The 12,846-nt window shown below is 66.8% G+C and carries 13 protein-coding genes and 1 tRNA gene; 8 read left to right on the top strand and 6 right to left on the bottom strand.

What is annotated here, in order from left to right; all coding sequences use genetic code 11:
* Window position 1 precedes the first annotated feature (1 nt).
* Together DTA22_RS11605 and DTA22_RS11600 are read left to right on the top strand one after the other, a co-directional pair.
* A complete protein-coding gene (locus DTA22_RS11605; protein ID WP_112299503.1) occupies window positions 2-517 on the top strand; it encodes a GbsR/MarR family transcriptional regulator in 516 nt (171 codons plus the stop codon).
* On the top strand, window positions 510-770 hold the full coding sequence (locus DTA22_RS11600) for a hypothetical protein (RefSeq protein ID WP_037226679.1): 261 nt from the start codon (window positions 510-512) through the stop codon (window positions 768-770). Before DTA22_RS11605 ends, DTA22_RS11600 begins: the two co-directional genes overlap by 8 nt.
* Before the next feature lie 98 nt (window positions 771-868).
* Here DTA22_RS11600 and DTA22_RS11595 read toward each other — a convergent pair.
* The 4 genes from DTA22_RS11595 to DTA22_RS11580 all read right to left on the bottom strand — a co-directional run bounded on the left by DTA22_RS11595 (window position 869) and on the right by DTA22_RS11580 (window position 2,608).
* Window positions 869-940: transfer RNA gene (locus tag DTA22_RS11595), tRNA-Val, on the bottom strand.
* A gap of 32 nt (window positions 941-972) precedes the next feature.
* Window positions 973-1,437 (bottom strand): peroxiredoxin, encoded by a 465-nt coding sequence (locus tag DTA22_RS11590; RefSeq protein WP_005247827.1) that lies wholly within the window; start codon window positions 1,435-1,437, stop codon window positions 973-975.
* A 40-nt stretch (window positions 1,438-1,477) separates the two neighbouring features.
* Window positions 1,478-1,903, bottom strand: a complete 426-nt coding sequence (locus DTA22_RS11585; RefSeq protein ID WP_005247829.1) for a DUF3052 domain-containing protein — start codon at window positions 1,901-1,903, stop codon at window positions 1,478-1,480.
* A gap of 168 nt (window positions 1,904-2,071) precedes the next feature.
* Window positions 2,072-2,608 (bottom strand): hypothetical protein, encoded by a 537-nt coding sequence (locus tag DTA22_RS11580; protein WP_037226527.1) that lies wholly within the window; start codon window positions 2,606-2,608, stop codon window positions 2,072-2,074.
* A gap of 224 nt (window positions 2,609-2,832) precedes the next feature.
* On the opposite strand from DTA22_RS11580, the gene aceE reads away from it, so the two are divergent.
* The 6 genes from aceE to DTA22_RS11550 all read left to right on the top strand — a co-directional run bounded on the left by aceE (window position 2,833) and on the right by DTA22_RS11550 (window position 11,285).
* Complete coding sequence (aceE, locus tag DTA22_RS11575; protein ID WP_112299502.1) at window positions 2,833-5,688, top strand: pyruvate dehydrogenase (acetyl-transferring), homodimeric type; 2,856 nt, start codon at window positions 2,833-2,835, stop codon at window positions 5,686-5,688.
* Between the two features lie 75 nt (window positions 5,689-5,763).
* A complete protein-coding gene (locus tag DTA22_RS11570) occupies window positions 5,764-7,035 on the top strand; it encodes a PucR family transcriptional regulator (RefSeq protein ID WP_005261202.1) in 1,272 nt (423 codons plus the stop codon).
* Window positions 7,036-7,162: 127 nt separating this feature from the next.
* A complete protein-coding gene (locus tag DTA22_RS11565) occupies window positions 7,163-8,080 on the top strand; it encodes an ACP S-malonyltransferase (protein ID WP_037226523.1) in 918 nt (305 codons plus the stop codon).
* Window positions 8,081-8,186: 106 nt separating this feature from the next.
* Window positions 8,187-8,498 (top strand): meromycolate extension acyl carrier protein AcpM, encoded by a 312-nt coding sequence (gene acpM / locus DTA22_RS11560; protein ID WP_005247839.1) that lies wholly within the window; start codon window positions 8,187-8,189, stop codon window positions 8,496-8,498.
* A gap of 8 nt (window positions 8,499-8,506) precedes the next feature.
* A complete protein-coding gene (locus DTA22_RS11555; protein WP_005247840.1) occupies window positions 8,507-9,757 on the top strand; it encodes a KasA/KasB family beta-ketoacyl-ACP synthase in 1,251 nt (416 codons plus the stop codon).
* Window positions 9,758-9,851: 94 nt separating this feature from the next.
* Window positions 9,852-11,285: an acyl-CoA carboxylase subunit beta gene (locus DTA22_RS11550; RefSeq protein WP_112299501.1), complete on the top strand. Its 1,434-nt coding sequence runs from the start codon at window positions 9,852-9,854 to the stop codon at window positions 11,283-11,285.
* 69 nt (window positions 11,286-11,354) lie between these two features.
* Here DTA22_RS11550 and DTA22_RS11545 read toward each other — a convergent pair whose 3' ends face one another.
* A complete protein-coding gene (locus tag DTA22_RS11545; protein WP_005247843.1) occupies window positions 11,355-11,864 on the bottom strand; it encodes a DUF3145 domain-containing protein in 510 nt (169 codons plus the stop codon).
* 125 nt (window positions 11,865-11,989) lie between these two features.
* Window positions 11,990-12,808, bottom strand: a complete 819-nt coding sequence (locus DTA22_RS11540; RefSeq protein WP_112299500.1) for a serine hydrolase domain-containing protein — start codon at window positions 12,806-12,808, stop codon at window positions 11,990-11,992.
* Between the last annotated feature and the right edge of the window lie 38 nt (window positions 12,809-12,846).

Raw genomic sequence — 12,846 nt, 5'->3', positions numbered from 1 at the left:
TGTGCCGTCCGACACACAGCTGATCTTCGCCGACCACGTCGGCCGCTTCTACGCACGCCGGTACGGATTCCCGCCGATGGCGGGTCGGTTGCTGGGGTATCTGTTCGTCTGCGATCCGCCGCAACAGACGATCGACGAACTGGGCGAGGCGTTGCTGGCGAGCCGGAGCGCCATCACCGGAGCGGTCAAACTGCTCGAGGGCTATCGGATGGCGCGGCGGACCCGTGTCGCCGGTGAGCGGGTGGACCGGGTGAGCCTGGACCCGGCCAGTCAGCAACCGCAGAACTTCGATTCCGCCCTCCACCGGGAGCATGCGGCGCTGTTCCGGGAGGGACTGGCGTTGCTGGCCGACGCTTCACCCGAACGCCGCGCCCCGCTCGAGGAGATGGTCGCGCTTGCCGACTTCCTCAGCGAGCGACTTCCGGCTCTTCTGGACGAGTGGCACACGCATCGTGACGAACTCCGAGATCGGCACACGAGGAAACTCGATCGAGAAGAGGATGTACATCATGACTGAATCCGAACTGTCCGCCCTGCGCGAGCGTGCCGGCAACGGTGATTCGACGGCGCTCGACATTCTCATCGAGCTCGCCGGCGAGCGGGGTGACATGGACGAACTCCGGCGCCTCGCCGACAACGGCAGCTCCGACGCGGCCGACCAGCTCATCGAACTGGCCACCGAACTCGGCGACATGAACGAGCTCCGGCGCCTCGCCGACAACGGCAACATCACCGCCGCCGAGCAGCTCATGGAACTCACCGAGGAGTGAGGCGGGTGCGCGGCGGCCGAACGCGGGCAGCCGGTGAACACCGGCATCGAGAAAGCCCCGACCTGCGCGGAAACGCGGGTCGGGGCTTTGCCTGACGGTGGGCGCGGAGGGTTTCGAACCCCCGACCGCTGGTGTGTAAAACCAGAGCTCTACCACTGAGCTACACGCCCGAACATCCGGCGAGAACCTCGCCGGATGCGCATCAGGACTCTAGCGTGGCGAGCGCTTTCTCCCAAGCTCCCTGGTCACGGGCCTCTCCGGGCCCGTTCATCTCGGCGAACCGGATGACGCCTTCCTTGTCGATGACGAAGGTGCCGCGGTTCGCGAAGCCCAGCTTCTCGTTGAAGACGCCGTATTGCTGCGCGACCGCACCGTGCGGCCAGAAGTCGGCGAGCAGCGGGAAGGTGTATCCCTGCTCGGCAGACCAGATCTTGTGTGTCGGCGACGCACCGACGGAGAGCGCGAGAATCGCAGTCTCGTCGTTCTCGAACTTCGGCAGTTCGTCGCGAACCTTGCAGAGTTCACCCTGGCACGTTCCGGTGAACGCGAGGGGGTAGAACACGAGCAGGACGTTCTTCTTTCCGCGGTAATCGGAAAGCGTCACTTCCTGATTGTTCTGGTCCTTGAGGGTGAAATCGGGGGCGGTGGTGCCCACCTCGAGCGGCATGACGTGATCCTTCGGTGAGTGAACGAAAAGGTGAGGCTGTTCAGCGCTTGTTCGCGGGACGCGACTTCGGCTGAACCAGACGGCTTCCCGACCAGTCCCCGAGGTTTGCCGCCGACGTCTGGGTGAGACCCGCTGTAGGTGCGGACTCGGCGATCTCGCTGGGCTCCACGTGACCGGGCTGACCGGTCTTGGGGGTGAGGACCCACACGAATCCCTCGTCGGCCAGAGGGCCGATGGCATCCATGAGGGCGTCGACGAGGTCTCCGTCTTCGTCGCGCCACCACAGCAGCACGACGTCGATCACCTCGTCGGAATCCTCGTCCAGTAGTTCTCCACCGATGGTGTCCTCGACCGCGGCACGCAGGTCGTCGTCGGTGTCCTCGTCCCAGCCCAGTTCCTGTACCGCCATGTCGGCAGTGATCCCGAGTTTCTGAGCGTAGTTTTGGGCGTCCGCCGCGGCGACCACGGTGGGGTCCTCCTTTTGTTGACGGTGCTCGGATACCCGAACACCTGCCGGATGAAGATCAATTAGGTGAAAGCGAACATGCTCGAACGCTTTCGCGCAAGCCGACCGCGCGAATTTTTCTCAGAAAGTAGTGATGCGTGGTCATCGACCGAGCCTACGGTGCGGGAGTCACGATGTGGGGCAGGCTGCCCGAATCGAGTCGCTGAGCTCGTCTCCACGGCTGGCGAGCGTGTTCAGAATGTCTCCGCGCTGCCCGCCGTCGACGGCGGCCGCGAGTTCCCGATAGTTGTTTGCGTAATCGGTCAGCAGTCCGGTCAGTTCGGCGGGAAGAGTGGGGGTGGCGGCATTCGCCCCGTCGGCCGCCGCCCGGAGGGCCGCCGCCGCGGCGCTCGCCTTCGCGCCGGTATCCGCGGCATCGGCGTTGGCGGCGTCGATGAAGGCGTTGTAGGTGTCGATGGTGTCGCCGGCACGGTTCACGAACATCGTGCACTGCTCCACGAGCGCGTCCCGCTCGGCCGCGGCCTTCTGAGAGGACGACGCGGCGACCGATGAGGACGTCGCCTCCGCGGCGTACTCGGCGGCCTGAGAATCGTTCTGCTGCGCGGTCCCCTCGATCGCGCCGCCGCATCCGGCGATGACCGCCACACCGACGATCGCCGCGACGGCAGCACTCGCCGGCCCCCAGCGGCGCGTCGACGTGCGCATTCGTCTCCCCCATGTTTTCGACGACATCGATAAGTTCAACATTCGGCCCCGGATCTGCGCAAACGCTACCGGAGAGTAACCCGAACACAGTGTGCCGACTGCGCCGCGATGGTGAAAGATGAGGGTCGCGCCATATTCATAAAGGAGATGGGTCGGGCCTAACAAGGCCGCGATCGCATGGAGAGGACGCCACACCGCGCGTCCCACCACAATGAGGAGCAACGTTGTCAGACCTGATCCAGGGACCCGCGTCTCAACCGGATTCCGCCACACCCGGCGCCGGAGCGGCCCAACCTTCCAACCCCAGTGCGACCCCGGGTTCCGACGGCCGCGTTCGCGTCATCCGTGAGGGTGTTGCGTCTTATCTGCCGGATATCGACCCGGACGAGACCACGGAGTGGTTGGAATCGTTCGACGGACTGTTGGACCGGTCCGGACCGACCCGTGCCCGGTATCTGATGTTGCGGATGCTCGAGCGGGCCGGGGAGAAGCACGTCGCCCTGCCGGCGTTGACGTCGACCGATTATGTGAACACCATCCCGACGGAGAACGAGCCGTGGTTCCCCGGCGACGAGGAGACCGAGCGCCGGTACCGGGCGTTCATCCGGTGGAACGCGGCGGTGATGGTGACCCGCGCGCAACGGCCGGGGGTCGGGGTCGGCGGCCACATCTCGACCTACGCCTCGTCCGCCGCCCTGTACGAGGTGGGGTTCAACCACTTCTTCCGCGGCAAGGACCATCCCGGGGGTGGGGATCAGATCTTCATCCAGGGCCACGCCTCGCCGGGCATCTACGCCCGCGCCTTTTTGGAGGGGCGGATCCCGGCGGAGCGGATGGACGGGTTCCGGCAGGAGCACTCGCACGCCGATCAGGGCGGCGGGTTGCCGTCGTACCCGCACCCCCGGCTGCTGCCGGATTTCTGGGAGTTCCCGACCGTGTCGATGGGGTTGGGCCCGATGAACGCGATCTACCAGGCCCGGTTCAACCACTACCTGCACGACCGCGGCATCAAGGACACCGCCGATCAGCACGTGTGGGCGTTCCTCGGGGACGGGGAGATGGACGAACCCGAATCGCGGGGTCTGGCGCATGTGGCGGCCACCGAAGGTCTGGACAATTTGACGTTCGTGGTGAACTGCAACCTGCAACGCCTCGACGGCCCGGTCCGCGGCAACGGCAAGATCATCCAGGAGCTGGAGTCGTTCTTCCGCGGCGCCGGCTGGAACGTGATCAAGGTGGTCTGGGGCCGCGAGTGGGACGCGTTGTTGCACGCGGACCGGGACGGTGCCCTGGTCAACCTGATGAACGTCACCCCGGACGGCGACTACCAAACCTATAAGGCCAACGACGGCGGGTACGTGCGGGAGCACTTCTTCGGGAGGGATCCGCGGACGAAGGAACTGGTCGCGAACCTGTCCGATCAGGACATCTGGAACCTCAAGCGCGGCGGCCACGACTACCGCAAGATCTACGCCGCGTACGCGGCGGCGATGGCGCACAAGGGGCAGCCGACGGTGATCCTGGCGCACACCATCAAGGGCTACACCCTGGGCAAGCACTTCGAGGGCCGCAACGCCACCCACCAGATGAAGAAGCTCACCCTGGATGATCTGAAGAATTTCCGGGACCTGCAGCGCATCCCGATCTCCGACGAAGAGTTGGAGAAGGACCCGAAGATGCCGCCGTACTACCACCCCGGCACGGACGCCCCGGAAATCCAGTACATGCTCGACCGGCGGAAGGCGTTGGGTGGGTTCCTGCCGCAGCGCCGCACCAGCCCGGCGCCGTTGCCGCAGCCGGCGGACTCGACCTACGACGTGGTCCGCAAGGGCTCCGGTAAGCAGCAGGTCGCGACCACCATGGCGTTGGTGCGGATCATGAAGGAGTTGTTGCGGGACAAGGAGATCGGCAAGCGGATCGTGCCGATCATCCCGGACGAGGCCCGCACCTTCGGGATGGACTCCTGGTTCCCGTCGCTGAAGATCTACAACCGCAACGGGCAGCTGTACACCGCCGTCGACGCCGATCTGATGCTGGCCTACAAGGAGTCGGAGATCGGGCAGATCCTGCACGAGGGCATCAACGAGGCCGGCTCGACCGCCTCGTTCACCGCGGTCGGCACCTCCTACGCCACCCACGGTGAGCCGATGATCCCGCTGTACATCTTCTACTCGATGTTCGGGTTCCAACGCACCGGCGACGGCCTGTGGGCGGCGGCGGATCAGATGGCCCGCGGCTTCGTCCTCGGCGCCACCGCCGGACGCACCACCCTCACCGGCGAGGGACTCCAGCACGCCGACGGGCACTCGCTGCTGCTGGCGTCGACGAACCCGGCCGCCGTCGCCTACGACCCGGCGTTCTCCTACGAGATCGCGCACATCGTCAAGGACGGGCTGCGCCGGATGTACGGCGGCACCGAGGGGGTCGACGGGTTCGGCGGCGAGGACATCTTCTACTACATCACCCTCTACAACGAGCCCTACACCCAGCCCGCCGAGCCCGCCGACCTCAACGTCGAGGGCCTGCTCAAGGGCATGTACCTGTTCAAGAAGTCCGAGGCATCCGGCCCGAAGGCGCAGATCCTGGTCTCCGGTGTCACCATGCCCGAGGGCCTGCGCGCCCAGCAGCTGCTGGCCGACGACTGGGGTGTGGCCGCGGACGTGTGGTCGGTCACCTCCTGGGGTGAGCTGCGCCGCGAGGGCATCGAACGGGAGCAGCAGGCGCTGCGCGACCCCGGCACCGACGCCCCGCTGCCGTACGTCACGCAGGCGCTGTCCGACGCCGCCGGCCCGTTCGTGGCGGCCTCGGACTGGATGCGCGCCGTCGCCGACCAGATCCGCCAGTGGGTCCCCGGCTCGTACACCACCCTCGGCACCGACGGGTTCGGGTTCTCCGACACCCGCCCCGCCGCCCGCCGGTACTTCAACGTCGACGCCGAATCCATCGTCGTCGCCGTGCTGTCCGCCCTCGCCGGCGAAGGCACCCTCGACCGCTCCAAGGCCGTCGAAGCCGCCAACCGGTACCGCATCGACGACGTCCGCGCCGCGGCCGTCTCCTACACGGATACCGGCAGCGCGTAACGCCGACATCCTCACCCACCGCCGCCCGTGTGTCCGTCGGACAACACGGGCGGCGGTGGGCGTAGGTTCTTGACTATGGTCGAGCAGAGTCCGTTGGTCTCCCGCAGACGACAAACCCGGGATCCGTTGCCCGACGCACTGTTGCGTCGCGTCAAACAGTTCTCCGGTCGCCTCTCGACCGAGGCCGTCACGACGATGCAGGATCAACTGCCGTTCTTCGACGACCTCGACGCCGCTCAACGCTCCAACGTGCAGTTGCTGGTTCAGACGGCGGTCGTCAACTTCCTCGAGTGGCTCAAGAATCCGGACAGTGACATCCGGTTCAGCCTGGACGCGTTCCAGGTGATTCCGCAGGATCTCGCGCGCAGGCTCACCCTCAGCCAGACGGTGGACATGGTCCGCGTGGCGATGGAGTTCTTCGAGCAGTGGCTCCCGGCGCTCGCCCGCAACGACCAGCAGCTGATCGCCCTCACCGAGGCCGTCCTCCGCTACGGTCGCGAACTGGGTTTCGCGGCCGCCTCGGTGTATGCGAGTGCCGCGGAGTCCCGCGGTGCGTGGGACACCCGGCTCGAGGCACTGGTCGTCGACGCCGTGGTCCGTGGTGACACGGGCTCGGACATGTTGTCGCGGGCGGCGACTCTCAACTGGGACGCCACAGCCCCCGCCACCGTCATCGTCGGCACTCCCCCCGAGGACGAGCGGGTCTCCGTCGTCGGCACGGTGCACACCATCGCGCAGAAGCACGGCCGCGCCGCCCTCGCCGTCGTGCAGGGTTCGCGGCTCGTGATGGTCGTCAGCGGGGAACTCCAGGAGGGGTCGGGGCACTCGAGTTTCATGACCGACCTGCTCGGCAAGTTCTCGGACGAGCCGGTGATCATCGGGCCGACCACGCCGACGCTGGGCGCGGCTCATTTCAGTGCCGTCGAGGCGCTCGCCGCGATGCAGGCGGTCGCAGGCTGGCGGGGCGCCCCTCGGCCCGTCCACGCCGCCGAGTTGCTACCCGAGCGCGCACTGCTCGGGGACAACGCCGCCGTCACCGCTCTGAACGACCATCTGGTCGCGCCGCTGGCGGCCGCCGGAGGTGTTCTCACCGACACTTTGGACGCATATCTCGACTGTGGAGGTGCGGTTGAGACTTGTGCCCGGCAGCTGTTTGTTCATCCAAATACTGTGCGGTATCGACTCAAGAGAATCGCGGAAGTCACCGGTCGCGATCCGACGAATCCGCGGGATGCGTATGTACTCAGAGTGGCTGCCACGGTGGGTCGATTGACACATTCCCATAACGAACCCATATCACGTTTAACACCAGTCACACCCTTCCCATTCGGAGAAGCAGGGCTGTAACGAACGTCTGTCCAGATTCGATGCGAGGACCCCACGTGCAATTTTGTGGGAACCCAACAAATCCGCCGACGAAGGTTCATCCGCAACGACATCTCGCAGCACGCCGTTGACGGTGTTCTCTTGAAGAGTGATTTCGTTGCTCGCCCCGGGTCAGGGCTCTCAGACTCCCGGCATGCTCATCCCTTGGTTGGAGCTGCCGGGTTCTCATGACCGTGTCGCACTGTGGTCGAAGGCTGCCGGCCTCGACCTCGTCCGCCTCGGTACCACCGCGACAGCGGAGGAGATCACCGACACGTCGGTGACTCAGCCCCTCGTCGTGGCCGCCGCACTCCTCGCCTTCGAGGAACTCGACGCGCGTGGCCTGGTTCCCGCAGACACCATCGCGGCCGGGCACTCGGTCGGTGAACTCGCCGCAGCCGCGGTCGCCGGAGTCCTCTCCGCCGACGACGCCGTCGCACTCGCCGCCGTCCGCGGCGCGGAGATGGCGAAGGCCTGCGCACTCGAACCGACCGGCATGTCCGCGGTCCTCGGGGGCGACGAGACCGAGGTGCTCGCCCGCCTCGACGAACTGGGCCTCGAACCGGCCAACCGCAATGCGGCGGGCCAGATCGTCGCTGCAGGTCTGCTGTCGGCGCTCGAGGAACTCGCCGCCAACCCGCCGGAGAAGGCGCGGGTTCGCGCTCTTCCCGTCGCAGGCGCGTTCCACACCCGGTTCATGGCTCCCGCGCAGGAGGCCGTCACCGAGGCTGCGTCCAAGATCACACCGGGTGAACCCACCCGCACTCTGCTCTCCAACGCCGACGGTGCACCGGTCGCATCCGGAGCCGACGCACTGACTAAACTGGCCGCGCAGGTAACCCGACCTGTGCGTTGGGACCTGTGTACCGCAAGCCTGCGGACCGCTCAGGTCTCCGCGATCGCGGAACTTCCACCAGCCGGAACCCTCGTCGGTATCGCCAAGCGTGAAATGCGCGGCACTCCGACTCTGGCACTCAAGACCCCGGGGGATATCTCCGCGCTAGCCGAACTGACAGAACTCGGCTAGTTTGCTGCGCGCACCTCGGTGCGTGCAGGGCCCGCAGGCGCGGCCGATGGGGACGTGCCTGCACAACTCCAGATACATCTACACCGAATCAGAAGGGAGCCACTCAGTGGCCGCCACCCAGGAAGACATCATCGCCGGACTCGCGGAGATCATCGAGGAGGTCACCGGTATTGAGCCGTCCGAGGTGACCATCGAAAAGTCTTTCGTCGACGACCTCGACATCGACTCCCTCTCCATGGTTGAGATCGCCGTCCAGACCGAGGACAAGTACGGCGTGAAGATCCCCGACGAGGATCTCGCCGGACTGCGCACCGTCGGTGACGCCGTGTCCTACATCCAGAAGCTCGAAGCAGAAGGTGGCGCCGACGCGGAGGCCGTGAAGGCGAAGCTCGAAGCTGCCAAGAACGACGAGGAGTGAGCTCAGCCGTGACTTCCGCCTCGACCAACGGGAAGCAGTTCCCCAACATCGTCGTCACCAGCCTCGCGGCCACGACGTCGATCGCTGGTGACGTGGATGCCACGTGGAAAGGCCTGTTGGCCGGCGAGAGCGGCATCGACACCATCCGGGAAGCCTTCGTCACGGAGAACGACCTTCCGGTGACGATCGGCGGCAAGCTCAAGGTGTCGCCCGACGAGTCGCTGTCCCGGGTCGAGATCCGCCGGATGAGCTTCGTCGAGCGGTTGGCGCTCGTCCTCGGCCGTCAGGTCTGGGAGAACGCCGGCAGCCCGGAGGTCGACAAGGATCGCCTCGGCGTCGTGATCGGCACCGGACTGGGCGGCGGCGAAGCTCTGATCGACGCCGTCGAGAAGATGAAGGCCGGCGGGTACCGCAAGGTGTCGCCGTTCGCCGTCCAGATGGTGATGCCCAACGGTCCGTCGGCCACCGTCGGACTCGAGCTCGGGGCCCGCGCCGGAGTGATCACTCCCGTGTCGGCCTGCTCCTCGGGTTCCGAGGCCATCGCCCATGCGTACCGCATGCTGGTGATGGGCGACGCGGACATCATCGTCGCCGGTGGTGTGGAGGGTTACCTCGACGCCGTGCCGATCGCGAGCTTCGCGATGATGCGCGCGCTGAGCACCCGCAACGACGATCCGAAGGCGGCTTCGCGGCCGTTCGACAAGGATCGTGACGGCTTCGTGTTCGGTGAGGCCGGAGCGATGATGGTCCTCGAAACCGAGGAGCACGCCAAGGCTCGCGGTGCCACCATCCACGCCCGTCTGCTGGGCGCGGGAATCACCTCCGACGGGTTCCACATCGTCGCTCCCGATCCTTCGGGTTCGGGCGCTGCGCGGGCCATGACGAGGGCGATCGAGACTGCTGGATTGACGAAGACGGACATCCAGCACATCAACGCGCACGCCACGGCCACGCCGATCGGTGACACGGCGGAGGCGAACGCCATCAAGGCTGCCGTCGGCAACCATGCCGCGGTGTACGCACCGAAGTCCGCGTTGGGGCACTCGATCGGCGCCGTCGGTGCGCTCGAGGCGGTGCTCACGGTCCTGAGTCTGCGGGACGGAGTCATTCCGCCCACGCTGAATCTCGAGAATCAGGATCCAGAGATCGACCTGGATGTCGTCAAGGGCGAAGCCCGTTACGGCGAGATCGATTTCGCGATCAACAACTCGTTTGGTTTCGGTGGGCACAACGTCGCGCTCGCCTTCGGCCGGGCCTGACAGCCGGTCCTGCTAGATCGCGGGTGGAGACCCCTTCTCTGAAGGGGTCTCCACCCATCGACAGCCCACCCGGGCCCGCCACAAGGAGGACGCGATGACAATCTTGGCACCCGCGACTAAGTCCGATGCGTCGATCGATCCGCGCGATCCCCTTGCGCGCCTGGAGAAGCTGTTCGACGCCGGGACGGTCGTCCCTCTGCATCCGCGTGACAAGTCCGGTGTGCTGGCCGCGTCCGGCAACATCGACGGTGTCCGCACCATCGCCTACTGCTCCGATGCCACCGTCATGGGCGGCGCCATGGGTGTCGAAGGCTGCAAGCACATCGTGACGGCGATCGACACCGCCCTCGAGGAGGACGCCCCGATCGTGGGTCTCTGGCACTCGGGTGGCGCGCGTCTCGCCGAGGGCGTCGAAGCCCTGCACGCCGTCGGACTGGTCTTCGAGGCCATGGTCCGCGCGTCCGGCCGCGTCCCACAGATTTCCGTCGTCCTCGGCTTCGCGGCCGGCGGTGCGGCCTACGGTCCCGCGCTGACCGACATCGTCATCATGGCGCCGGAGGCCCGCGTCTTCGTCACCGGCCCGGACGTGGTCCGCAGTGTCACCGGTGAGCAGGTCGACATGGTGTCACTCGGCGGTCCCGACACGCACACGAAGAAGTCGGGGGTCGCGCACATCGCCGCCCACGACGAGGGCGACGCCCTGCACCGGGCACGCCGCCTCGTGTCGATGTTCTGTGAGCAGGGCGATTTCGATCAGGCCGCGGCCGCGCACGGCGACACCGATCTCCGCGCCCTCATGCCCGAGTCCGCGAAGCGCGCCTACGACGTCCGTCCGATCGTTCACGAACTTCTCGACAACGTCGAGGGCGAGTCGAGTTTCGAGGAACTGCAGGGCAATTACGCCCGCAGCATCGTCACCGGTCTCGGACGCCTCGGTGGCCGCACCGTCGGTGTCATCGCCAACAACCCGCTCCGCCTGGGTGGCTGCCTCAACTCGGAGAGCGCCGAGAAGTCGGCACGTTTCGTCCGGCTGTGCAACGCATTCGGCATCCCGCTCGTGGTGATCGTGGACGTTCCCGGCTACCTCCCCGGTGTGAGCATGGAATGGGAAGGCGTCGTGCGCCGCGGCGCCAAGCTGCTCCACGCGTTCGCCGAAGCCACCGTTCCACGCGTGACGGTCGTGACCCGCAAGATCTACGGCGGGGCGTACATCGCCATGAACTCCCGCGCGCTCGGCGCCACCGCCGTCTACGCGTGGCCCGATGCGGAGGTCGCTGTCATGGGCGCCAAGGCCGCCGTCGGCATTCTGCACAAGCGCGCCTTGGCCGCAGCGCCGGAAGAAGAGCGTGAGGCCCTGCACGAGCGTCTGGCCGTCGAGCACGAAAGCATCGCCGGTGGCGTCGACCGTGCTGTCGCGATCGGTGTCGTGGACGAGGAGATCGACCCGGCCAAGACGCGCAGCGTCATCACCGCCGCCCTCGCTGCGGCTCCCTCCACCCGCGGCGACCACAAGAACATCCCGCTGTGATCTGAGCTCTGTTCGAGAGAAGGCCCCCGCCGTTGTGGCGGGGGCCTTTTCGCGTCCGTGAGGCGGGTGTCAGCCGACGTCCCGGCGCAGCCAGGTGACCTCGGCGCCTTCTCCGCCGCTGCGGAACGGCTCGAGCGCCTCGTCCCAGGCGGTTCCGAGTGCATAGTCCAGTTCGGCGGCGATGTCGCCCCCCGCTTGCATCAGTGCCCGCAGGCGCATCTCCCCGACGACGACATCGCCGTTCGCGCTGGTGGACCCGTGCCACAGGCCCATCCCGGGCACGTGGCTGTACCGTTCGCCGTCCACGCCCTCACTGGCGTCCTCGGTCACCTCGAAGCGCAGCATCGGCCAGGCGCGAAGCGCGTTGACCAGCCGCGAGGCGGTGCCGACAGGCCCCACCCAGCTGGTGGTCGCGCGCAGAACGCCGTTGGAGGCCGGCTGCGAGGTCCATTTCAGGTTGGCTCGGCAGTCGAGGGTCGCGGTCAACGCCCACTCGATATGGGGGCACAACGCGGCGGGCGACGAGTGGATGTAGACCACACCAGCCGTCGCGTCCGCGAACTGATTCAATGCGCGCACTCGAGCCTCCTGCTTCGACGAGGGACGTCTTCCCCAACGGCCTCAGTCGGTGTGTGCAGCACGCTCGGTTGACCAGTGTGCCTTGTGATGCCTGTGTTGCGCCAGTGATTCGAGCAATCGGTGTGTCATCGTCTACTGCGTTCCGAGAGGATACCGTCGCTCAGCTCGGTCCACAGGGGCTTGGCCCAGTCACCGAAATCCCGGTCCGTCAACGCCACGCAGGCCAGTCCGGCGGCCGGATCGACCCACAGGAAGGTGCCGGCCTGCCCGAAGTGGCCGAACGTCTGCGGCGAGTTGCTCGTGCCCGTCCAGTGCGGGCTCTTGCCCGAACGGATCTCGAACCCCAGCCCCCAGTCGTTGGGCCGCTGTGAGCCGTATCCGGGCAGAATTCCGTCCAGCCCGGGAAACTGCACGGACGTGGCGTCCGTGAGCGTCTGGGGCGAAATGAGGGCCGGGCGGAACAGCTCTGCTGCGAACCGGCCGAGATCACCGGCCGACGCCTGCGCTCCGTGGCCGGCAGGCCCGACGAGCGCGGACGCGCCCATCGACAGTGGAGCGAAGACGGATTCCGCGACATAGTCGGCGAAGTCGATCGACGTCTCGGCGGTGAGGAAGTCGGCGAGCACCTCGTAGCCGGCGCTGGAGTAGATTCGCTTGCGCTCCGGTGCCGTCTGCACACGGTTCGCGTCGAATGCGAGACCCGACGCGTGCGCCAGCAGATGACGCACGGTCGAGCCTTCCGGGCCTGCGGGCTGGTCGAGTTCGACGGCCCCCTCCTCGGTGGCCACCAGTACCGCGTACGCGCAGAGCAGTTTGGTCACCGAGGCCAGGGGGAAGACGCGCCGCTGGTCGCCGTACTCGCCGATCACCCCTTCGTCGCGCGACAGGACCACCGCCGCAGCGTTGTCCACGGGCCATCGGGCAATCTGATCGAGACTCTGCACCCGGTCAGCCTACGAGAGCGGCCCGCGGTCAGCTGCGG

It is taken from the genome of Rhodococcus wratislaviensis (assembly GCF_900455735.1).
Lineage (GTDB): Bacteria > Actinomycetota > Actinomycetes > Mycobacteriales > Mycobacteriaceae > Rhodococcus_F > Rhodococcus_F wratislaviensis.
This window is presented reverse-complemented; position numbering and strand designations above follow the sequence as displayed.